The organism is Carnobacteriaceae bacterium zg-84 (genome assembly GCA_013874835.1).
GTDB lineage: Bacteria > Bacillota > Bacilli > Lactobacillales > Aerococcaceae > WM01.
On sequence record CP059430.1, the window covers coordinates 1,695,398 to 1,719,731 of the forward strand.

At 32.6% G+C, this 24,334-nt stretch carries 22 protein-coding genes; 5 read left to right on the plus strand and 17 right to left on the minus strand.

Annotation, left to right across the window (positions count from 1 at the left end):
• Positions 1-133: 133 nt before the first annotated feature.
• The 5 genes from H1220_08010 to H1220_08030 form a co-directional block, all read right to left on the minus strand.
• Positions 134-1,888, minus strand: coding sequence for a SpaH/EbpB family LPXTG-anchored major pilin (locus tag H1220_08010; GenBank protein QMI85619.1), 1,755 nt, complete (start codon positions 1,886-1,888; stop codon positions 134-136).
• Positions 1,889-2,133: 245 nt separating this feature from the next.
• On the minus strand, positions 2,134-2,733 hold the full coding sequence (locus H1220_08015) for a response regulator transcription factor (GenBank protein QMI85620.1): 600 nt from the start codon (positions 2,731-2,733) through the stop codon (positions 2,134-2,136).
• Positions 2,730-3,821 carry a sensor histidine kinase gene (locus H1220_08020; protein ID QMI85621.1) on the minus strand — a complete coding sequence of 364 codons (1,092 nt, stop codon included), beginning with the start codon at positions 3,819-3,821 and terminating at the stop codon, positions 2,730-2,732. Before H1220_08020 ends, H1220_08015 begins: the two co-directional genes overlap by 4 nt.
• A complete protein-coding gene (locus tag H1220_08025; GenBank protein QMI85622.1) occupies positions 3,821-4,549 on the minus strand; it encodes an ABC transporter permease in 729 nt (242 codons plus the stop codon). The genes H1220_08020 and H1220_08025 overlap by 1 nt, the downstream gene beginning before the upstream one ends.
• Positions 4,549-5,424, minus strand: coding sequence for an ABC transporter ATP-binding protein (locus H1220_08030; GenBank protein QMI85623.1), 876 nt, complete (start codon positions 5,422-5,424; stop codon positions 4,549-4,551). Before H1220_08030 ends, H1220_08025 begins: the two co-directional genes overlap by 1 nt.
• 299 nt (positions 5,425-5,723) lie before the next feature.
• On the opposite strand from H1220_08030, the gene H1220_08035 reads away from it, so the two are divergent.
• Both H1220_08035 and H1220_08040 read left to right on the plus strand, forming a co-directional pair.
• Positions 5,724-6,014, plus strand: coding sequence for a bacteriocin immunity protein (locus tag H1220_08035; protein QMI85624.1), 291 nt, complete (start codon positions 5,724-5,726; stop codon positions 6,012-6,014).
• A gap of 70 nt (positions 6,015-6,084) precedes the next feature.
• Positions 6,085-6,303, plus strand: coding sequence for a hypothetical protein (locus H1220_08040; GenBank protein ID QMI85625.1), 219 nt, complete (start codon positions 6,085-6,087; stop codon positions 6,301-6,303).
• A gap of 401 nt (positions 6,304-6,704) precedes the next feature.
• On the opposite strand, the gene H1220_08045 is transcribed toward H1220_08040, so the two are convergent.
• The 8 genes from H1220_08045 to alaS all read right to left on the minus strand — a co-directional run bounded on the left by H1220_08045 (position 6,705) and on the right by alaS (position 17,671).
• The gene (locus H1220_08045; GenBank protein QMI85626.1) at positions 6,705-7,187 is read right to left on the minus strand and encodes a hypothetical protein; all 483 of its coding nucleotides are present in this window, start codon (positions 7,185-7,187) and stop codon (positions 6,705-6,707) included.
• The gene (locus H1220_08050; GenBank protein QMI85627.1) at positions 7,184-7,447 is read right to left on the minus strand and encodes a hypothetical protein; all 264 of its coding nucleotides are present in this window, start codon (positions 7,445-7,447) and stop codon (positions 7,184-7,186) included. Before H1220_08050 ends, H1220_08045 begins: the two co-directional genes overlap by 4 nt.
• A 140-nt stretch (positions 7,448-7,587) precedes the next feature.
• Entirely contained in the window at positions 7,588-8,703 is a 1,116-nt protein-coding gene (gene rlmN / locus H1220_08055) for a 23S rRNA (adenine(2503)-C(2))-methyltransferase RlmN (GenBank protein QMI85628.1), read from the minus strand.
• A 275-nt stretch (positions 8,704-8,978) separates the two neighbouring features.
• Complete coding sequence (locus H1220_08060; protein ID QMI86695.1) at positions 8,979-9,974, minus strand: serine hydrolase; 996 nt, start codon at positions 9,972-9,974, stop codon at positions 8,979-8,981.
• A 177-nt stretch (positions 9,975-10,151) separates the two neighbouring features.
• Positions 10,152-10,916 (minus strand): mechanosensitive ion channel, encoded by a 765-nt coding sequence (locus tag H1220_08065; GenBank protein QMI85629.1) that lies wholly within the window; start codon positions 10,914-10,916, stop codon positions 10,152-10,154.
• A gap of 141 nt (positions 10,917-11,057) precedes the next feature.
• Positions 11,058-12,092: a M42 family metallopeptidase gene (locus H1220_08070; protein QMI85630.1), complete on the minus strand. Its 1,035-nt coding sequence runs from the start codon at positions 12,090-12,092 to the stop codon at positions 11,058-11,060.
• Between the two features lie 85 nt (positions 12,093-12,177).
• Positions 12,178-14,802, minus strand: a complete 2,625-nt coding sequence (locus H1220_08075; GenBank protein ID QMI85631.1) for a family 20 glycosylhydrolase — start codon at positions 14,800-14,802, stop codon at positions 12,178-12,180.
• Between the two features lie 238 nt (positions 14,803-15,040).
• Positions 15,041-17,671, minus strand: coding sequence for an alanine--tRNA ligase (gene alaS / locus H1220_08080; GenBank protein ID QMI85632.1), 2,631 nt, complete (start codon positions 17,669-17,671; stop codon positions 15,041-15,043).
• Between the two features lie 758 nt (positions 17,672-18,429).
• Here alaS and H1220_08085 point away from each other — a divergent pair.
• Genes H1220_08085 through H1220_08095 form a run of 3 tightly spaced genes read left to right on the plus strand, consistent with a single transcriptional unit; the run spans position 18,430 to position 19,428 of the window.
• A complete protein-coding gene (locus tag H1220_08085) occupies positions 18,430-18,924 on the plus strand; it encodes a hypothetical protein (GenBank protein ID QMI85633.1) in 495 nt (164 codons plus the stop codon).
• A 10-nt stretch (positions 18,925-18,934) separates the two neighbouring features.
• Positions 18,935-19,165 (plus strand): hypothetical protein, encoded by a 231-nt coding sequence (locus H1220_08090; GenBank protein QMI85634.1) that lies wholly within the window; start codon positions 18,935-18,937, stop codon positions 19,163-19,165.
• Between the two features lie 11 nt (positions 19,166-19,176).
• On the plus strand, positions 19,177-19,428 hold the full coding sequence (locus tag H1220_08095) for a hypothetical protein (GenBank protein QMI85635.1): 252 nt from the start codon (positions 19,177-19,179) through the stop codon (positions 19,426-19,428).
• A 344-nt stretch (positions 19,429-19,772) separates the two neighbouring features.
• Here H1220_08095 and H1220_08100 read toward each other — a convergent pair whose 3' ends face one another.
• The 4 genes from H1220_08100 to H1220_08115 form a co-directional block, all read right to left on the minus strand.
• Complete coding sequence (locus H1220_08100) at positions 19,773-20,351, minus strand: hypothetical protein (protein ID QMI85636.1); 579 nt, start codon at positions 20,349-20,351, stop codon at positions 19,773-19,775.
• Between the two features lie 470 nt (positions 20,352-20,821).
• Positions 20,822-22,543, minus strand: a complete 1,722-nt coding sequence (locus H1220_08105; GenBank protein QMI85637.1) for a selenide, water dikinase — start codon at positions 22,541-22,543, stop codon at positions 20,822-20,824.
• Between the two features lie 126 nt (positions 22,544-22,669).
• Positions 22,670-23,458 (minus strand): MBL fold metallo-hydrolase, encoded by a 789-nt coding sequence (locus H1220_08110; GenBank protein QMI85638.1) that lies wholly within the window; start codon positions 23,456-23,458, stop codon positions 22,670-22,672.
• Positions 23,459-23,486: 28 nt separating this feature from the next.
• Entirely contained in the window at positions 23,487-24,326 is an 840-nt protein-coding gene (locus H1220_08115; protein ID QMI85639.1) for a two-component system regulatory protein YycI, read from the minus strand.
• Between the last annotated feature and the right edge of the window lie 8 nt (positions 24,327-24,334).

Here is a 24,334-nt window from a genome sequence, read left to right on the forward strand (position 1 = left end):
CAAACACGACTTAACGTATGTTATTCATACGCCGACAAACAAAGTATTGAGAATATGATGGGAACATACCTTTATTTATCGCTAAATCGTGTTTGAGAAAACAGGTGATAAACACCTGTTCTCTACTTACTGCTTATTTTTTTGATTTTTTCATACCAATAAAGGCAAAGCCCATTAAACCTAATCCTAAAGCAATAAAGATAACTGTACCAATACCACCTGTATCTGGAATGGTTGGACGTTTGTTATTATGCACTTTATCTGCAGTCGCATTTCCGTTCTCGGTTGCTGACATTATTGCTGTTGGATCTATATAGTATGATGTTTGTGATACTGTAAACGAAATTTTTGACGTTAATAGTTGATACCCAGTTGGTGCTTTTGTTTCTTTTAAGTAATATTGTTTTGAACCGTCACCAATTGCTGTGGTTGATGTATCTGGAAGATATCCTAACCCTTTAATTTCAAATTCTCCATGTTCATCAGAAACTAATACAATGTCTTCACCCGCAACAGCTAGTTTAAATTTACCCGCATCAATCGCTGCTTTATTTGCTGCAATTAATCCGTCTGTCCATTTCATAGGTGTTTCATCTTGATCAGTATTATACAGTTTAAATTCCGCTCCAGATAATGTCACATTTTCATTTGTTGCATCATCTTTTGTAAATCTTTTACCTCCTGTATAAACGTATACCGGTGGAGAAGGTGGTGTTTCCGGTGTTTCTGGTGGAGTATCTGGTGTACCCGGTGGTGTGCTTGGTGGTGTATTTGGTTTATGTGGATCATTTGGATCATGATGATTACCGCCACTGTTTTTATAAACGATTTTCGTTTCGTTTTTAATCCCTTTACCCATAATTGCTTTATCATTGATTTTTGCTTTTAACTCGACTTGAATAAATGGATTTGCATCTGTATTTTCTGTCACATTACCAATTTCCGTAGCACTTGGATGATTACGTTTATCTAGCGAAACGCTACGTGTGATTTTATCTAACCCCTCTGATGTTAAAGAAACAGTAACTGTTCTATTATCTGTTGTTGGAGGTGTTACTGTATAGTCTGTATCTTTAATCAATTCAGTTGTACCAAATTGAACTTTACCAACACCTACATAATCTAATGCTTCATCCAATGTATCTGTAAAGTCATATTTAGAATAGGTATCAATATTTGTCGGAATCGTTCCTTTTAAATAGAATTGAATGTCTTGACCAGCATTATAGCTACCCTCATTTGAACCAAGTTGATTCACATCCTTGTCTACTGACGGTAATTTACCTGTTACGTTTTTTGGATACACATGAGCTTCTGATAAATAGCCTGATCCATCACTTGCACTTAAAGGTACTGTCAAACGGAATGGCACAGCATATCCTGCTGATACTTCTGACGGTGCTGAATGTTCGATAATCCAATATGTACCATTTTGTTCTTTTGTACGAATAAATCGCACTTCTCCATTTTCAGCTGTTGGATCTAACAGTCCTGAGTTATCATTACCAGTAATTAACGCATCTAGCTGTGCTTCTGTTTTAGCCATCAGTTTTTCATTTGTCCATTCTGGATCATTTAGTTTATCCTCTGGAATTTTATACCATTTGAAGGTAACATTTGATAATGTTCTTACATTTGTCCCTAATGCTCCTATTTCTGTATTAGTCAATGCTTGACCATTTTCATTTACTTTAGGAACAGTACTGTTATACGCATCTGCTTGTAACTTCACAATGGTTACTGTTGTTCTATCAGGAACGCTAGCTGAAACACCGTTAATTGCAAAAACAGGTTGCGCATACGGAACAGCCGGAACAAAAGCACCACCAAGTAACATCATGGCTAAAGCAACACGATTAACCCGCTTTAACTTACTTGTTCTTGTCATAAGTTTTTCTCTCCTTTTTTATTGTGATAGACGAATTATAACGCTTGAATATTTATTCGTCAACTCTCCATAATAGCCCTCCCTCGTTAATTTTTATATATTTTAAAGCGTTTTTATTTAATACATAGGTTTTTATCTATCTACAAAAAAGGATTTTCTAACCCTCCCTCCCTAAAAAATACACAAAATATAGATTTTTTTGTTTTACGATCTATATTCTGTGTACTTCTCATTAAATTTTAATTTTAAACCCAGCCATTTTTTTCTGCAATGTTTACTGCTTCAATACGATTTGTTGCTTCTAATTTTAGTAAAATCGTTGACATATAGTTCCGAACTGTTCCATTAGATAAAAACATTTTTTGGGAAATTTCTTTATTAGACAATCCTAAAGATACTTGTTTTAATAATACTTGTTCTTGTTCTGTCAATGGATTTTCTTGCATAAACATCACTTCCATAAGTTCTGGGGAATACTCTTTTTGACCTTTCAAAACACTTTGAATGGTTATCATCAAGTCTGAAATGCTCCGTTCTTTTAATACGAAAGCATCTACACCTGCTCTAACTGCTCTTTGAAAATATCCCGGACGTTTAAATGTTGTCACAATAATCACTTTCGTGTTTAACTGTCGTTCACGTATCCATTCTAAAACATCTAGTCCTGTCATGTAGGGCATTTCAATATCTAGTATTGCTACATCAATCTGCTCTTTTTCTAAACAATCTATGGCTAATTTCCCATTAGATACTTGGTGAACATGACGAATTTCCTCTTGCATTGTAAGTAATTGACACATCGCATCTAATAACATCCCTTGATCTTCTGCAACTAATACATTCATATCAAGTCCTCCTCCAATGGTATCCACATTATCAAACGTGTTGGGTCTTTTAGTGATGTCATTTCTAGCTGTCCTTTTATTGTTGTCAATCTATCTCGTATTGAATGCAACTCTTGCCCTGTCCATGTATCAAATCCAACACCATTATCTTCTACCGTTATTAGCATTTCTTTACTTTTTCGTTCAAATCCTATATGACAATGGGTTGCTTGACTATGCTTGATTAAATTATTACCACATTCTCTTAATATCATCGTAATCACTGCTTGTAACGGTTCTGATAAAACTTTTATCATATCACGATTTGTCACATTCAATGTGATTTGTGCCATAGCAAACATATTTTGTAAAATGTGCAATTCCTCTTCCACTGTATGTTTTTTCAAAGACTGAACAATCTGCCTAACCTCTTTCATGGAAATTGTCGTCACTTCTCTAAGTTCTTCAATTTCTTTTCTCGCTTTGTCATACTCTTTATTTTCCATGAACGCTATTGCTAATTCACTTTTTACACTTAACATGGCAAAGACATGTCCCAATGTATCATGTAAATCTTGTCCAATACGGTTTCTTTCATTTTCCGCTAGTAGTAAATTGATAGATTCATTTTTTTCTTGAAGTATTTTCTTTAACCGCTCCTCTTTTACGCTTTTTCTCATCACATACATCATACCAACCGCTACTAAATGAAAAATTACCAAAAAGATAATTACTTCGATGTCTTTTACTTGGAATATACAATAAAGCAATACGGCATAGGTCATATAAAAAATAATGTAGCGTTTACTTGTTAAAGCATCATCTTGAAAATGCCATGTCAATATATTGGTAATATAGAAAATAAATAGTGATGACGTGACACTCCCAAATACCGTTAACACAATGGTGTACACACATAGATAAAGAAATAATATCCATTCAATGCTCTCTTGTTTAACCAGTATAAGCGATAAGTATGAAACAACAAAAAGAATTGTTAATGGTAAAAACCATAGAGAATATTCTCCCGTAAAAATGTAGTAAAATGGAAAAATAAGATAAACAAGTGATACAAAATACATTGGGTGTATTTTTTTGAAAATCGACATTATTTTACCTCCTGTTTTTTTCTCAAAATAAACGCTATTCCTCCTACTATTATGGCATACACAACAACAATTAGTAAAGTTAAGATATTCACGGTATCATTCTTTAAATACCCCAAGACCAACTGATTTGCATAATAACTTGGCGTCATATGAGCTACTTGCTGCATCCATTGTGGTAATGTTTCATAAGGCATCCACGAACCTCCAAAAATAGCCAAAACAAAATACAAAATATTCGCAACGATATTCATGGTTTGTGTTGTTTTAAAAAGGGTTAATAATAACCCAATCGCTAAGTACGTCAAACTGCCTACTAACAATAATAGAGCACTCACAATCCATTGCCCCACACTCATTGCTACATTTTTAATAAAAATACCTACAGCAAAATTGATGATAATCGAAATAACAAAAGATACAAACATGCGTATCACTTTTACCGCATAGTATTGTGCTAACGAAATCGGCGAATGCTGTATTTGTATCAACCAATTATTTTTCTTATCTGTATCCAGTAAAATTGGAAAACCGTATAATCCAAAACTACTCATACTAAAAGCGGTCATGGTAATTAAATAATTGCGTGTTAGTATCGCCACATCCCCATAACTACTATCAAACATAGATGAAAAAAGCAGGAAAAACAAAACGGGCATACCAATCCCTAAAACAAATGAAAACAAATCACGTTTTGTTAAAATCAATTCCATTTTTAATAAAGCACCCATTATTTTTCCTCCTTTGTATTATCAAACAGTGTATTTAATAATGTTTTGTTTAACATTTCCATATCTTCAATCGAACACCCTAAATTTTGTAGATATTCAAAGACTTTTTGGGGCTCTTTTGTCATAAACGTTATCGTATCACGTGATGTTTTGACATCATAAATTATCTCAAGTTTTTGGATACTTTTCTGATATATAATCGGTATATTAAACTGCTTTTCTCGTTCCTCCGAACGCATTTTATGCGGTGTCGTATCACGTAAAAGTTGCCCATGATGCAACACTAAAATTCTATCTGCCGTATGTTCTACTTCTTCGATGTAGTGTGAGGAGTAAATAATCGTGACACCCTTTGTTTTTAATTGAGAAATAATTTCCCAAAACCGTTGTCTTGTCGACGTATCCATACTTGCTGTTGGTTCATCTAAAAATAAAATACTTGGTTGACCAATGAGTGTTAGTACAAAAGACATCAACCGTCTTTGCCCACCCGATAATTTTTCGGTAACTTGATTTTTTTGCTCTGCTGAAAAACCTAGTAAAGCATCAATTTCTTCTGTGGATAATGAATTTTTGTGAATTTTTTGGAAGAATGTAATCAATTCGAATACTTTTAAATTTTGAGGTGCTACATTTTCCTGTGGTAAAATGGCGACTTTTGTTTTTAAGGACGCATGTGTGACAGGCATTTTATCAATCGTTATTTCACCCTTTGAAACAAATTTATCGCCAATTAAGCAGGACATTAACGTCGTTTTTCCTGCTCCATTCGGACCAATCAAAGCGACACAATCTCCTTTATTAATCGTAAAAGAAATATCTTTTAAAATATGTTGTCCACTTATCGCTTTATATATTTTATTTACTTCAATCATATAACACACTCCTCATGCTCCGTATTTAGTTTGATAGATATAGTATAATCTCTATTTCCAACTCTTATTAGTAAAAGATGTCACATAAAAAAATGACATTTGTCACATCACATGATATAAAGCTTTAGGTGGAGAGTACAGAAAATAAATGCTATATCATTTTTATGTTGATATATAAATTTACATTAATCTAACAGAGGTCTATAATATACTTATGAAAAGAAACCGGCGACACCAATGTACACATCGTTTTATAAGGACAATTTATGTTTAAATAGATATTATGGAGATGTACGATTATGAAAATAAAATGGGAAAATGAAAATCAAGAGTTATTAACTGTAATATATCGTTTAGTATTGAATTATCTTATAAGTGATAAAGAAAGAGAACTTTTATTAGAAGCAAAGAATAAGATAGAAAATAATATGTATGAGAGAAAAGTTGTGGAAGATTTAAAAACACAATTAGGAATACTTGCTTTGAAACGAGAATTATCACGAGATGTCAGCGTATTTTTTTCAGAAATTTCAAGAAAAACTCCAGGTCATAAATTGGGATATTCTTTCTATGATTCACTAATACGTTAAATGAAAGGTATCAATACTTGACTATTCTAGTGTTTAAAGGCATTCAAGATAATTGTTTTAGTGGTGATAGATGGACACAAAATTTTTCTTATATATCATACTTCTTCTTACACTCATAGCAGCATATGGAGAGGACAAACAGAAAAAAATTGTCATATACAATTTAATCATCAAAAATGAAAAAATGGCTATGTTAAAACAAGCAATCTCACAACAACAGTTGGATAAAATAAAAGCCATTCGCTTTATCAATAGGAAATATAGACTAGGCGTTTATTTTTCAAAATAAATATATGATAAACTTGTATGAAATCAAAAAGGCATGCACGTCATTCGTACATGCCTTTCTTAATGGCTGCTATATTGATAAATAAAAATTATCTCTATCATTTACCTATAATATACACAGTTGTTCGTTTTGCTAATGTACTGCAAGAAAAAAGCAGATTTCAAAAATTTTTAGCTTTTTTGAAGTCTTTTCCTTTTATTAAAATTATGAAAGTATACATTGACACTTAAGACACTTAATAACACCATTACACCTAACTTAATCAATGCACTAGTAGTATATTTCTATATATTAGGTAATCTAATTATCTCAACTCGAAATATAGAGGATGCACCCAGCTGATTATCTAATATTTTCTTCTATAGGCTATACAATACTTAGTCACTTTTCAAAATATTCTATTACATTAAGCAAAATCCTCGATTTAAAATTCTATCTCGTTCACTTTTCTCATCCTTTAATTTTTGCGTTTCTTTTTCAATATTCATAACTTTCATGTGATGATACTTATAATCTTGTATCCATAGACACGTTAATAGATACCAAATAAAAACATCTTTATCATTTTCAGAACCGTTCTCCATTAAATCATCTATTTCCTTATTTAATTGTTGTTTATCAATTATGTCTAATAATTTTGAACGACTTACTATCTCTTGTATGCTATCATCTTGTAATTTTGATTGACTAAATGAAGCCGTTACTTTAGAAAGCATTGGATATACAGAACACATTTGTTTCAGGTGAATATTTACAAAAATTTTATGTTGCCAGTGAACTTTTAACATAGCTCTATTCAATGTTTTTCGATGCTGAGATATATCCCATACGTAAAACACAATAGTAACAAAAATACATAGTATTAAAAAACTAGCATTGTTCATTTATCTTCCTCCAATTCTTTTTTATGAAATAACTTACTTTGAAGTTTTATAATCATCTCATCTTTTTTGTCAACGACACGCTCTAAACGGATAATTGCTCTCTCCTCAATAAAAATAATCACATCAAAATTTTTTCTTGCATGCCTTTGATGTAAAGTAAATCCAATAAATTCAAAAATAACAATTATTGCACATATACCAAATGGTACATTGGCATCTAAACTAGATTTTAAATGCTCTAACCAAGAAAAATAGTCCATATCTCACTTCCTTATCTACAAATTTTATCAACATGACACATCATGTACTATACATACTATATGCAAAGATAAAGAAATTTTCTATGTAGATAGACAAAAAGATGAAAAGACCTAACAAAAAAGTTCTCTAACCTACCATTTTAGGTTAGAGAACTTTTTTTATTAGCTTGCTTTTTCATTTGACTTGAACGTAATTGACCACATGCAGCTTCTATATCGTGTCCAAATTCTTTACGTACGACACAGTTAATACGATTTTTCTTTAAAACATCGTAAAAGGCAACTACTCGCTCTTTACTACTACGTTCATATTGGTCGTGCTCTCTTACTTTGTTATATGGAATTAAATTGACGTATGATAGATGTTTTTTGTCTTTTAATAAATCAACTAACTGTTGAGCCTGTTCAACAGAGTCGTTGACATGATCTAACATAATGTATTCAAACGTCACACGTCGATTTGTTTTACGAATGTATTCATCAATCGCACCCATGACAACTTCAATCGGATATTTACGATTAATACGCATAATTCTCGAACGTGTTTCATTATCTGGTGCGTGTAAAGATAAGGCGAGGTTCACTTGTAAACCATTATCTGCAAATTCTATAATTTTTGGAGCTAGTCCACTCGTAGAAACGGTAATATGTCTAGCACCTATCGCCAATCCTTTGTCAGAATTTACAACGGATAAAAATTTTATGACATTATCATAGTTATCAAAAGGTTCTCCTATTCCCATTACAACAATATGACTAACACGTTCGTCCTTACCTAAAGTATCTAATGTTTTTTGAACGTGCATCACTTGTGCAACAATTTCACCAGCAACTAAATCACGTTGTTTGGCAATGATACCACTGGCACAAAATGTACAGCCAATATTACAACCCACTTGCGTTGTGACACAAATAGATAAACCATATTCTTGAGGCATCAATACTGTTTCAATGAGTAAGCCATCTGCTAATTCAAATAGAAATTTACGTGTCCCATCAGTTGATTGTTGCTTAATTTTTTCATTTAAAACAGGAAAAGCAAATGTTTCTTCTAATAAATCAATTATATCTTTAGATAAATTTGTCATCTCTTGAAAAGAATTGACACGTTTTCGATATAACCAATCCCACACTTGATTGGCACGGAATTTTTTTTGTCCATTCTCAATAAACCACGCCTCTAAATCTGCTAATGGGTAACTATAAATCAGTGGTTTACTTTCTAATTCATATTTTGCTACTTTTTTATTAACCATATTTATCTCCTAATCAGTATCCTGTGCTTATTATAGCATACTCTCCTTTCGTTTATAAGATTTTCTCGTAGTAAATCAAGTAAAATCTCTGTAAAAATAAAAGAAAATAAACACTTCATAATATCAATTTTCCCTCGTTATTTAGATTTTAGCTCTATCGAGAATAAAGCAACTGTATTTTGATAATGTTTATACTAAAAGAAAAAGGCAGTGAATGACAAAGGCATTCACTGCCAAGTGATGTGCTCTTTACCAATACAATTGATAAAGAACTATTAATTCATATTCACTCTGTGCCACTCATTGATTACGTAAGCTAAAGCACCTAATTGATATGCACCTACACCACTTACTTCCGTACTATGAATAGTGCTACCACCTAATCCAGCAGTATAGATAGATACTAAATATGGCTTATTTTCTTCTACAATCGCACAAACATTCAAAGCTTCACGAACATATCCTGGTTTTTGATACACAGGTACTTTCACAAATGTCTTATAATACTCGTCTGGGAAAGAGTAGCCAAGATACATGATTAAATCACGATATTTCTCTCTATCATTCCACAAGTATTCTAATACTTGAATATAGTAATCTGTGGTTGTTTTATTATTCAAGTCGATTGTTTTAGTATCTGCTTTGGATTGCCCATACCGTCCAAACATGGCATACGCGGCTTCAATGCCTCCTACTCTATCTGCCAATGCGTAGGCGGGGGTATTCTCAGAATATTGTAAGGAATATTTTTGCATTTGTGGAATAGTCATAGCTCCGCCAAAAACTGAGACGTATGTATCATGCTCCCCTTTGTATTCATAGGTTGTTCCCGTAATATCAAATGCCTCATCTAAAGATAACCGCCCTGCTTCTACTTCATCAACTACTAACATATTTAATGGTAATTTATATGTACTACCAGCTGTCATCGGCTGTGTATCATTCATAGAAAAAGTTTCATTTGTGTCAATATCTTTATAAGAAAAAGCAATACTCTTATAATCAATACCAAACTCGTCTAAATAAGCTTTTACAGTATCTACTAAAGATAAATTGGGGTAGTCATAATACAAACCATACGCATCCATTTCTGCCAAATCGGCTTTCATCACATCTTGTTTTTCTTCCATTGATTTTTGTCGTTTTTTGACTGCTTTTTCCTCTATTTTCTCTACGGATTCTGATGATATTTCACTTTCTGTTTCTCTGATGGATTCTTGAGTTGTACTCTGCTGCGTATTTTCTACAAACATCACTTTTGGATTCGGCATGCAATAGAGTGCCAAACCAATAATAAATGTGACTAAAACACCTATAGCAATCCCTAATTTTGTTTTATCTTTCACGTCTATCCTCCATTATTGTCCACTTATTATAAGAGATTATTTGGAAAATAACAAGATACTTTACAAACAAAAATGACTAGTTTTTCACTAGTCATTTTATTCTTATGAAAGAGTCGTTTCAACACTAATTAAATCATGCTTTTGCAAGGCTTTAATAATATCCAATCGTAATGCCGATACCGTAATAAAACTTTCCTCAATATCTCGTGTCCAAATGAAAGCTTTCACCTCAACATACGTTGTACTCAACTCCGCCAGCGTCACTTTAGTATCTTCTTTATTCAGCACGAGATGATGACGAATAATTTGTTCTTTAATAATATCTATGACCTTATCTAAATCTTTATCCAATCGAATATAAAAGGAAATCGGATAGCTTGTTGTTGAATCCTTTTTGTCATTATTGATAACGACCGTTTCATTCATCACATAATTCGGAACAATCGCACGCTCATTCGTATACAATTTAATCACTGTATAATGTAAATTCATTTCTTCAATGACACCAGTAATATTTTTATCGGATAATCGTACTCTATCACCGATTTTGAAGGCATCTGATTGTATCAATAAAATACCTGCCAATAAGTTCCGAATCACATTTTGTAAAGCAAAACCTAATACTGCCACGACAAGTGCTGAGTTAGCTAGTAGAGATGTAATAAATCCTCTAAAATTTTCAAACTGACTTAAAATAAGAAAAAAGCCAAAAATCAATGCTCCTGTTTTACATAAATTTCCAATAAAACGTACAGATAAATTATTACGTTTGGCTAGAAGCCTATCCGAAATCGTACGTACGATGATATAAAATACAATGGCAAATAAAATCGTCCACACTTTAGTGTCTTTTAATAAATCTAGCATCTCCGTTTCCTTTCTAATAAAATATTCATTATTTATGAGAACATCTTGAATACACACCATTCATAAGTCTATGTCTAGTATTAGTCGGTGCATATCCATTATAGCCACTTCATACCCTACTCCTCTTAGTAGCCGATTTTTCTATTCTACTAACCCACTTTGAATGTACGCATCCACTAAGTTTTGTGTCGCCACAATAGAATCTATGTGTGTACGTTCATAGGAATGACTTGATTCAATCCCCGCTCCTAATAGAGCATGTTTCACATCTGCACCAGCACGCATTGCTGCGGAGGCATCACTCCCATAATATGGATAAATATCTAACTGAAATGGGATAGCATATTGATTCGCCAACGCTACTAAATGTTGACGAAATCCATAATGATATGGACCAGAACCATCTTTCACACAAATAGATACAGTATATTCATCTGTTTGTTGATCATCCCCCATTGCTCCCATATCCACAGCCAAATATTCTACTGTACGCTCATCAATAGATGAATTAGCACCGTATCCAATTTCTTCATTTGTTGAAAAATAGATATGTGTTGTATATGGTAGTACTATTTTTTCTAGTTGGTATTTTTCTAAAAGTGCCAGTAAAATAGCAGCACTCACTTTATCATCAAGGAATCGACTTTTGATAAATCCCGTATCGGTTAAGGTAGTTCTTGGGTCAAAGCTAACAAAATCTCCTACATTGATGCCTAATGCTTTTGTATCATCTGCTTTTTTGACTTTCTCATCTAAACGTACTTCCATATTATCTTGTGTACGTTCAATCGTACCTGCCTCACGATACACATGACAACTCGTTTGATGTAATAAAATTGTTCCTGTTACTTTCCCCCCCGTACTCGCAATATGTACTGTACAGTTTTCTCCCTCAATCATATTCCAAGGGAATCCACCGATTTTATCTAATTTTAATCGTCCATCTGGTTTAATCGCACGTACAATAGTACCTAAAGTATCCACATGTGCCGTCACTACTTTATGTTTAGTATCATCTTTACCCTGAACGGTTACTAAAACACCGCCTTTATTGGTACGTTTAGCTCTATATCCCATTTTTTCAGTCGTTTCTATCAAATACTCAATAACATCTTTTGTGAACCCTGTTGGAGATGCTATTGCCAACAATTCTTGTAAATAGTTTAATGTGTTCATCTTATTCTCCTTATTTTTGACTTTATTACATTTATTATATCAAAAAAACGCAATAAGCGTGACTTATTGCGTTTTTTTGATTTTCTTAATGTTGTTTTTTAAGCCATACAGCAACACCAATACAAAGTAGTCCAATGAACATTGTCCACAATGCCATTTGTTCTCCTGTTTTCACCAGTGTTTTATTTTTTGTTGTTTCTTTTGACAGTGTACTATTTGTTTTTATATTTGCATTTTCTTTAACAGTTGCTTTTTTCACATAGAACGTTCCCACTGCTTTACCATCACGAGAAACAATACTTAATTGATGTTTGCCTGTTGTTAATGTTGCTGTATACATATTTGATAATGTAACAATCGTACTACCACTTTTTACCGTATACATACTTTTATCTACCATTTTACCGTCAACCATAACAGATACGAATTTATTAAAATCAGCATTTGATGCCATTCTAAGTGTTTGTCCCGCTGAAATTGTTTGATTATTTCCATCAATTATCATATATTCTATTTCTGCATCTTTTGGTAGATGTGGTAATACTGGAGATTTTTTCAAGACAAGTGCTTTAATCGTTTCTTCTAATTTTTGCACATCATGATTAACATCATTTTGTTGTGTAATATTTTTTGTTTTATCAATATTTTTAATAAAATCTGTTAAAGCTTTTACGCTTTCTTCTGTATAGCTATCCAAATCTTTTGGTACTGTTGCTAGCACTTTATCTAATGCTGTGTAATCTGCTTTTTTCAATGTTAGTGCTTTTACTAAATCTTCTAACTGTTTCACGTATGCATCAACATCACTTTGTTGTGTGATATTTTTTGTTTTATCAACATTATTGATAAAATCTGTTAAAGCTTTTACACTTTCTTCTGTATAGCTATCCAAATCTTTTGGTACTGTCGCTACTACTTCATCTAATGCTGTGTAATCTGCTTTTTTCAATGTTAGTGCTTTTACTAAATCTTCTAATTGTTTCACGTATGCATCAACATCACTTTGTTGTGTGATATTTTTTGTTTTATCAATATCATTGATAAAATCTGTTAAAGCTTTTACACTTTCTTCTGTATAGCTATCCAAATCTTTTGGTACTGTTGCGACTACTTTATCTAATGCTGTGTAATCTGCTTTTTTCAATGTTAATGCTTTTACTAAATCTTCTAACTGTTCCACGTATGCATCAACATCACTTTGTTGTGTGATATTTTTTGTTTCATCAATATTATTAATAAAATTCGTTAGATTTTCAACTGTTTCTTCTGTATAGTTATCTAAATCTTGAGGTATTTTTGATATACCTTCAATTAATGCTGTATAATCTGCAGGTTTTAGTTCCAATGTATTTAACAATTCTTCTAATTGTTTAGCATATTCATTCACTTCTTCTTGTTGATCGTTTGTTTTTGTTCGATCAATCGAATTAATTAGTTTTGTTAATGCATCAACAACATTTGTGTTGTATATTGTCAAATCTTTTGGTACTCGTGCAAGTAATGCATCCACTTTTGCATAATCAGCATTCGGTTTTTTAGCAAACACATCTGCATTTTTTGTTGCAAAAGCTTGCATAAGTCTAAAGGCTAAATTTGGTTTATATTGTCTTGACGGTGTATCACACCATGTACAAACCATACTTCCGATAATATTCACGTTTGCACTTGGATCATCTGGATTATAAGTGGTACCTGCCACTTGTCTAAATGGTGCTTTTTGAACGCCATCTAATCCTTGTTGTAAGTTATACCAACCACTACCTGAATAATCACGACCCACCACATAATACCAAGCATCATTTGTATTTAGAATTTTATGTCCTTTTGCACTCAATGTTTTTGCAGAGGCAACATTATACCCATTCCAACCCGATGTCCAATAAGAAATAATAATATCTTTATCAAACGTTACCTCTTCACTATTGTTATAGTAAAATCCGTCATTAAACGCCATTGGTTGTAAATTTGCATCTTTAATAATCTGTGCCAGAGCGTTCACATATTCTCCGAATGTTTTATAAAGTCCTTTTGATTGTAATGCTTTAAATCCATTCGTGCCTTGTGTGTATAAGTCATTAGCAAATTCATCTGCCCCAAAATTAAAAATACGTACTTTTCCAGAAAAATAATTAGCATATTTTTTAACTAATTGTTTTGTAAAATCAACGGCTTCTGTATTCGTAATATCTAATGTTCTATCGGAACTTATACCATTATTTGTGTGGAACGGATTAGCAATCCCTAATTTTTCCATAGCAACTAAAATCGCATCCATATGTCCTGGGCTATTGACAGCTGGAATAATAGACACTTTCTTAGAAGCAGCATACGCCAATAACTCTGTCATTTCTGCTTGGGTTAAAGCATCCCCATTTCGATCATTATAATAAGATCTATTCCCTTCTTTTATCGCTTCTTTGACAGCATTACTTGGGTACGTTTTACTATTTGTTGTAATTTCCATGTCATCTAGAACGAATCTTAAACCATCATTACCTAATAAAACGTGTAAATCAGTAAAGCCTAATTCTTGTGCTTTATCGACAAGCTGTTTGAGTTGTTCTAATGAAAAATATTTACGCCCTGCATCAATCGAAAACACACGCATATAGTTCTCTTGATCGGAATACGCTTTCAAACTCGGTGAAATACCTACGAAAAGCACAACTACCATTAACCACTTTATCCATTTTTGTATCCATTTTCTCATACAAACCCCTCCAATATTGTGTTGTTGATTTTATTATAACAATATATAAATAAGAAAACTATATTTATGGGGATTTTTTCATGATACCGCTTTTATTTTTTCATATAATTAACTACACCCTATCATCCAATACTCATCAAATATTTAGACAAATCGTAGAATATTTTATACATTTTCTTAATTATCATGTTAAAAAACATCACACACCAAGATTGGTTGTGTGATGTTTTTTCTCTTTTTATTTTAATAATTCAATTACTTTTGCTAAAGCATCTTTGACACCTGCAGGATTTTTACCACCAGCTTGTGCCATATCTGGACGACCTCCACCGCCACCTGCCACAAGTGGAGCAATTTGTTTGATTAAATCTCCTGCTTTCACGCCTTTTTCATTGGCTTTTTTATTTGCGGCAACAAGCAAGTTCACTTTGTCATCTTGTACTGTAGCAACTACAAAGACATCTGAACTATCTTTTTCTTTCCATGTATCTGCTAGTCCTCTTAATGCATTCATATCTTTATTTGGTGTTTCCACTGCAATGATACGTAAATCATGGTAGACTTGTACATTATCAAATAAAGCATTTGATTCTTGCTTCAATAATTTTGCTTTTAATGATTCTAGTTCTGAACGCAATTCTTTTTGTTCTTGTAATAATTGTCCAACACGTGTTGGTACATCCATCACAGAAGATTTTACTGTTTTTGCTGTGTCAACAAGTGTACGTTCAAAGCTATTTAATAGTTCATATGCTTCTTGACTTGTAACAGCTTCAATACGTCTTGTTCCTGCACCGATACCTGATTCGGATACAATTTGGAATAAACCAATTTCTTGTGTGTTGCCTACATGAATACCACCACATAATTCAATCGAATAACCACCAATATTGACAACACGTACTACTTTACCATATTTTTCACCAAAGAGTGCCATTGCTCCCATTGATTTAGCTGTGTCAACATCTGTTTCAATCGTCACAACATCTAATGCTTCCCAAATTTTTTCGTTAACAATACGTTCCATTTGTTTTAGTTCTTCTGGTGTAACTTGTCCAAAGTGTGTAAAGTCAAATCGTAAATAAGTTGGAGAAACATAAGAACCTGCTTGATTAGCATGCGTGCCTAATACATCTTTTAAGGCTTTGTGCAATAAGTGTGTCGCTGTATGGTTGTTCGTGATTTTACGGCGACGTGCTTTATCAACAACTAATTTGTACTGTGTGCCAACGTGTAGTGGTAACACTACTTTAACACTATGCATTGGTTGTCCATTTGGTGCTTTTTTCACATTTTCAACAATCGCAACAACTTGTCCGTCCATTGTTTCCACAACACCCGTATCAGCAACTTGTCCTCCCATTTCAGCATAAAATGGTGTTGTTGAGAAGAACACATTTGCATATTGTTCAGCATCTACGTTATCCACTTGTTCGTTATGACAAACAATCGCATTTAATTCTCCTATTGCTTCATGTGTTTGATAACCAACAAACTCACTTGGCACATGAATTGATGTATATACTTCAGATTGAATAGCCATTGATTCTTCTTTTTGACGAGCCGCTCTAGCACGTTCACGTTGTTCGTTCATCGCAATGTCAAATTCTTCTGTATTCACTGTGAATTGATGTTCACTTGCATATTCTTGCGTTAATTCCAATGGGAAACCATATGTATCATATAATTTAAAGGCTTCTCGTCCAGATACAACCGTTTCTTTGTTCTCATCCATATTTTTGAAAATATGTTGTAATAATTCTAATCCACCATTAATTGTTTCGTGGAATTTTTCTTCTTCAGATCCGATTACTTTTTGAATAAAGGCTGTTTTTTCAACAATTTCTGGATAGAATGCACCCATAATTTCCGCAACAACTGGAACTAAGTCTTTCATAAAAGTGTGGTGAATACCTAATTTTTGTCCGTGCATAACAGAACGACGAATTAAACGACGTAAAATATAGCCGCGCCCTTCATTTGATGGCAATGCTCCATCTCCAATCGCAAAACTTACAGCACGAACATGGTCCGCAATCACTTTAAATGATGTGTCTGTCGTTTTATTATCACCATATTGAATAGAAGTTAATGTACCAATTTTGTCAATAATTGGTTTGAATAAGTCTGTTTCAAAATTTGTTGGTGTATCTTGTAAAACAGATGTTACACGTTCTAATCCCATACCCGTATCAATATTTTTACGTGGCAGTGGTTGATATGTATCATCTGGCATGTGGTTAAACTCAGAAAATACCAAGTTCCAAATTTCTAAATAACGTTCATTTTCACCACCAGGGTAGTTTTCTGGATCATCTTCAGGTATATCCAAATATTTTTCTCCACGGTCATAGAAAATTTCAGTACATGGTCCGCATGGCCCTGCACCAATATCCCAAAAATTATCTTCGAATGGTACTAAATGTGAACCATCAAAATTTGGTTGTTTTTTCCAAATATTTGGTGTTTCTGTATCTTCTGGATAATATGTTGCGTATAATTTTTCAGGTTCAAAACCTAACCATTTTTCATCTGTTAAAAATTCCCACGCCCATGAAATAGCCTCTTCCTTGAAATATTCTCCAATAGACCAATTCCCTAACATTTCAAATAGTGTGTGGTGACGTGCTGTTACCCCTACATTTTCAATATCATTTGTACGAATACATTTTTGTGCATTTGCCAAACGTGGTGTGTTTGGTACTTCTGTTCCGTCAAAATATTTTTTTAACGGTGCCACACCTGCGTTAATCCATAATAATGTTGGATCATTGACTGGGATTAAAGACGCACTTGGAATAATCTCATGTTGTTTTGATGCAAAAAAGTCTAAATATTTTTGACGTATTTCTTTACTTGTTAAAACCATTTTTTCCTCCTAAATTAAATAAAGTGCACCTTGCATGTAGGGGCACTTCCGCACGGTTCCACCCTACTTGCAATGCACACTTTCGTTCATTACATCTCTTCATGCCGATAACGTTGGCAAACGGTCATATTTCTATAACATCTTTATCTCGGGTAGCATTGTATCCGTGCTTTCTTTCACCACTCAAAAGCTCTCTAAATTGTCTACAACATGTCCCTCAACTTACCGCTTGAGTATAAAAGATTTCTTTGCTTTCGTCAATAGAAAATAGTTTTTTAACACATGAATAATGGATTTTTTTCAAAGACGTAGACTATAAAAAATACCCTAAGCATGAGAAATTCTCCGCTCGTGAAAATTATCATAAAAAACCAACAACTTCATCAACTGGTTGTCATATTTATAGCTATACCATCTATTTTCTATTTTAAAAATAGTGTGTTTTAAAAAGTAATTCTTTTTTGAAAGATATTGATTTTAATCTTTTTTTAATTTATTATTAAATATAGCAAATATGCATTAGCACTAACTACACACAATATTCAAAATTTTAGTGTAATTTTAAAGATGAAAACAAGAGCTCTAGTACTAGCAGATTTGTTAACAAATACGGAATTTCTAAAGTTAGTGATAGAATAGGTAATTATACTTCTACCTCATATACATTGGTAAGAGATAGAGCTGTGAATAGTAAAGCAGGACACATGGAGGCAGTTTTTGGAAACTATATGACAAATACGAAAATAGAGTAGGTCCTTTTGACAGAAATGGCATTGGCTAAACCTCTAATCCCGACAAGAAAGGAAACAAAGATGATTGAAATAGGCACGTATCGTGTACAGCTTGATGATGACTCTTGTTGTCTTTTTGATGAAAAACAACATCACTACACGATTATCAATAAACAACTTCCCAAGATTTATGCTACTATTAAAAAAAATCAAGGTGTAGAGATACAACTATACACTCAAGCAACATTAAACATAAAACAAAATGTGATATATCTCATATTTGACCCTGATATTTATAGTACACCGAGAATAGAAAAACCAAAAATACATACCTTTTGCGAACACGACGATTTTCGTTATACCGACTATTTACATGTCGTATTAGGAAAACACACACTTGTGACAAGCAAAGACGAAACAGTCGTGTATGCCATTTTAACAAAACACGAAGAAGAAAAAATCATTGTCAATCATGCACAGTTGACATACGTGGTGTCTGACAATTATCTATTGATAAAATAAAGGAGATTACATGAAAGAAAGATTGTCTTGTTTTGGATACACATTTATTATTTCAAATACATCTACATATACGTATGATGAAAAAAAACAAATGCTCGTTTTTTTCGATGAAAAAGAACCACATATTTGCCTTGTGATTGCTTACCACGCTGATACAGACGCATTGGACATCAAGGGAAATTATATGGCTTGTGATATAAAAGGAAAAGACATATACATTCGAGCAAAATGGGAAGCATGAAAGGAGATTAGATGAATACTTATACAGAATGCCAAGCTTTTGGGTATACTCTAAGATTTGACGACACACTCAATTATATTTTTGATAAAGAAAAACAAAGCATGGTTATCACGGATAAAAACATGACAGAAGCATGCTTTATATTAAAGTATAACACTGATACACAAACCCTTATAACCCAGCCAATATGGAATATGCATTATACAATACAAGGGCATACGATACATTTTTATGGTTATTCTGAAGAACATTTCTTTGTATAGTACCATCTATATAGACATATTAACAATACATACTGTAAAAAGTGGCTGACCCAAAAGTTAACCTATAGGGAAACCGGAGACAATCGAATGTCGATTATCTCCGGTTTATTATGGTTCTGCGTTAAATCGTATTGGTAGAGAGTAATAAATAACACTAAGAGAATTGAAAACACATTACGAGGTAATCCAAAATACTCAGAGTCATTTATATATTGGTGATTTTTATCCTCCAACAACATTTATTAAAAATCTCATAATTGAATATATTTGATAAGTTATATTATATACCAAAATGAACTCTAATAAATATATCAAGTACAGTTCATTTATATATATCAAATTTCTTATTTACCAGTACAATTATCTTGAATTTGCTGTATCCCTAAAATAGCACTTCCAGCAGCAATTAAACTATTTCCAAATCTTTGTATATTTTCTTGAGAGAAACCTGTTCTTGCTATTGCCATAATAGCGGTAGCTGCTGCTTGAATACCTCCTGCTGCTGCAATGAAATTTTTTAATTTAATCAATAGCCCAACACCTAAAGCAGTTGAACCTACAATAACAATAATCGCACCTACACATTTTGTAACACCCCAAATATCACCAAAAAAATCTCTAGAGCGATTATCAAAAGAATATTTGTTATATTGATTTTTGATATTAAAATCTATACCATATTTAGAAAAATGTTTTTGTATAGCATCCATATTTTTACTATCTATAAGTTTTTGGTCTAATTTTTCAACAGCTTCAAATAACAAATTTATTTTTTCATTACTTAAATTTTCAATTCCATTTTTCTTAAGTTCACTTATATTATTATTTATGCTATAATCAGCATATACTTTTAAAGGACTTATTGATAAAACAGAAAACAAACTAACTAACAAAATGAATTTACCTATAAATTTTTTTGACATACTAATTCCTTCTTTCAATTTTTTGTTAAGGAGATTCAAATGAAAAAAACAATATTACTTCTATCACTTACAATTTTCACAATATATTTCACTATACGTGGAATTGATAATGTTGCAAAAATATATTTACTATCGCTGATTTTATTAGGGCTTGCTCACACAACTAAAATCAAATATATTTTTGTCTTTTTTTGCATTATTACTTTCACGACACTCTTACTAACTATACAACTATTACTAAGGAATTAATTTTTTACATTATTACCAATCCATTCTTTCTTTATTGTCATGACAACTTCCTTTTACACCTTTTTTTAACAAAAGTCAAGATATTTTTCTTAAAATTATTTAAAACGAATCATTTTTATAATAATAGATTTTTATCTTTCACGACACGATTTGACGAAGAACTTAAAATAACCCCAGAGAGAATCTGTCGATTCTCTCTGGGGTTTCATATACTCGTTTGATTATAAATAAACACGTCTATTTTTATCTTCTTGGTACAGTTTTTCAACACGTTGGACAGCACCTGCTTCCACTTTACTTAATGCATTAGCAACCGTTTGTTTTGCTTCGGCATATTTGTATTGGTGTTGGTATAAATTGATTGCTGTGTTAATAGCTTTTTCAATTGCGGCATGTTCCATACGATAACGGTTAGCATATTGAATGAGTTGTTCTGTTAAAACGGCATTGTCAATAATATTTTCAGTTGCTTCGTCAAGTTGCTCGACATCTTCTGTACATAGAGCAACATGTTCATCAATTTCTTTCATATTGATTTTAATGCGATTTAATTTTTCAGATAATGTTTCAATACGTTTCGTTGTAGCGAAGAATAAGTCTAAGTATGTTTTGGACAATCCTGGTAAATATTGTTTTTCTAACGCACGTTTCATATTGCGTAAATCGACTTCAAACATATCTAACTGTTCACGTACATAACGTTCACGTTGACGCAAATCACCTAATTCTTTCATCAACGTTGCTTGTTCATTGTCAATTCGTGATAATGTTTCAGCCAGTTCAATAAAATATTCTTTTACTGTTGAAAAGACAATATCATGATTTTCCAATAAAGATTGATAATGTTCTAAAGCCTCTGCCTCTTTGTCTAATTGGGCTTTATATTCTGCCACACGTTCTTCTTCATTATCCGTTAATTCATAGTTTTGTGAAATACGGTCAATTTCCAATGTCACATAACGATTACTTTCAGAAATTTGTTTTAAGTGCGCATTTAAACGTACAGACGCTTTTTGAATGTACTCTTTTGCGTCAATTTCCTGTTCCATTACATTGTATAAACGTTCAATTTCTTTTTCAATATCTTGTTTTTTCTCTTTTGCAATACCGATATTTAAAGCTGTCACATCTTCTCTTGCTGAATCTATCAGATTCTCTAATGTTTCAATCGCTTTGTTTAAATCAATATCTTTAAATTTAAATTGTTGTTCTACTAAGCGTGCATGACCTTGCTTAATATCATCAAGTTGTTCTTTAAAATCTACGTCTACTAAATTGTAGAAGGCAGGTATCATTGGTAGAATTTCTTCTAAAGCAATGGTTTGTTTTTCTGCTTGCTTTAATACATCACGTGCCTCGATATAGTCCGCTTCTTCCATTAGAGTATCAAATTGTTGGAAAGATGCTTCAATATTGGACAAGCGCTCATCAATGGTTTCAAAAGCTTCTTTAAATTTCACACTATCTTTTAGCGCATTATTACGCAATGTTTTATAGTGTTCGCTAACCGCTTCAATTTCTTCGTGATTTTCTTTTTCACTGTCCACTAAACGTTGTAAAGCTTCATCAATCTGAAACACATTTTTTTCTGCTTCATCAATCATTTCTCTGGCTTCATCAATCGCTCGACGAGATTTGAAAAATCTTAATTGATCGGCATATTGTTCTGCATCAGATAATCTTGTTTCAATATTTGGCAATACTTCTTTTACTTGTTCATCCCAACGTGCTTGCCAACTTTCAGACAAGCGTTTTGTTTGCCCACTTAAATGCATATTTTTTAATTTAATAATGATGTCATCTATTGGGATATCGAAAATAGCAACTTTTTGTTCATCTAATGCTGAAACAGCTTGAACTTGTTTGCCTTTCATAAAAAGTGCTACTCCATAACTTCCTAGTACAATCACGATTAGCACCAAAAATAATATCACAATACCCATATCAGTTCCTCCAACAATAATTCTATCTATATAATATAAAATTCTCACATATCCTAATTAGTATAACATTTTGTCACTATATAAAACAATAGAAAACATAACAAATAGGTAACAAAATGATAACTTTTACAAGGTAAACAATGTCGTTGGTTCGTCTGGATCTGTATCACGAATGACAAAATCGTGATTGACAGCATGTCCTTTTTCTTTTAACACATGAGAAAAAGTTTCATTTGCCAATGTTTTTATATTATTTTCTTTACTCAAATGCCCTAAATAAATCTGTTTTGTATGGTACCCCAACATATCTGAAACAGCCAACGCCCCGTCTTCATTGGATAAATGCCCTTTATCACTTAAAATACGTTGTTTTGTTGACCATGGATAACTTCCTGCTCGTAATAAATCAACATCGTGGTTGCTCTCCATTAAATACGCTGTGGCATTCGTTAAAGCATCTCTTAAATATTGGCTAACATATCCTGTGTCGGTTAGCATGACAAAATTTTTGTGGTCTTTTTCAAAAGCATAAAACTGAGGAGCAATCGCATCGTGAGATACACCATAACTGATAATATCGACATCTCCCAATGTCATGCGTGTCCCCATTTTAAAAATATGTTTTTGCGACACGTCAATCTTACCAACCAATCTATCTAATTCTGTCCATGTTTTTTCATTGGCATAAATATCCATACCATATTTTCTAGCTAGAACACCTACACCGTGAATATGATCTTTATGTTCATGAGTCACAAAAATACAATCAACATCTGCAATATTGCGATTGATACGTTGTAATAGTTGTTCGATTTTTTTTCCACTTAAGCCTGCATCTACTAAGATTTTCTTTTTTGGTGTTTCAATATAGGTCACATTCCCTGAACTACCACTTGCTAACATACTGATTTTCATTGTAAAATCGTCCACTATATGACCTCTTTCATTTGTTACTTTCTATATTATTTGTTAATGGCACATTTGTGAGCGCATCAACACGCAAAACACTACGTGTCCCATCAGATAGTTTCACATCTAAAAACCACACAGGTGTATAAATAAACATATCCTCAACAGGTGTGTTTCGTTGATAAACTAATGTCATCAATTCAATAACACTTCCTTCAGGCAATAACGCACTCGCATATAAACTTGTTAGAGCATCTTTTTCACTAAATAAAATACGACTTTCATCTTCTACTGTAAATTGACCTGTATACGTTTGTGTATACCCTGTTATATGATTGCCATTCAACACAAACACAACTCTAGCATTATCATCTACAATAGGCATGTCATCAATAAATTGTACACACACAATTTCTTGTCGAACAGCGGAATAATATAAAGGTTTATATTTATCGCCATTGTAAACCAACAATTCATTATGCAATATATTATTCACTTGTTCTTGGTCTTGCTTAGTTAATTGTCCATTTTCTAAAGTTAGTGAAATAGGTGTATGAAAGACGACATTCACTTTTCTTTTTTCAATATCATACGTTACCGTTTGTTGTTTAATAGTTTGCTCGACAACCGATAGGTCTTCACCTTGTCTTAAACTACTAATGTAAGGTACTCTTTTTTCGGTGTATTCTTGCTCGAGCATATCCGCTATATGTTTATCCAATTTAACGTTTTTACTTTTTAATTCGGACAGAACATTGAATGCCACGGCATCTGTTCGATAAAAGACTGTTTTATCAAGAAACAATTTCAAAAGAAATATATCTAATAATAAAAATGTGATAATAAAAATGAATTGTACTTGCTTAAAATTCATATATCCAC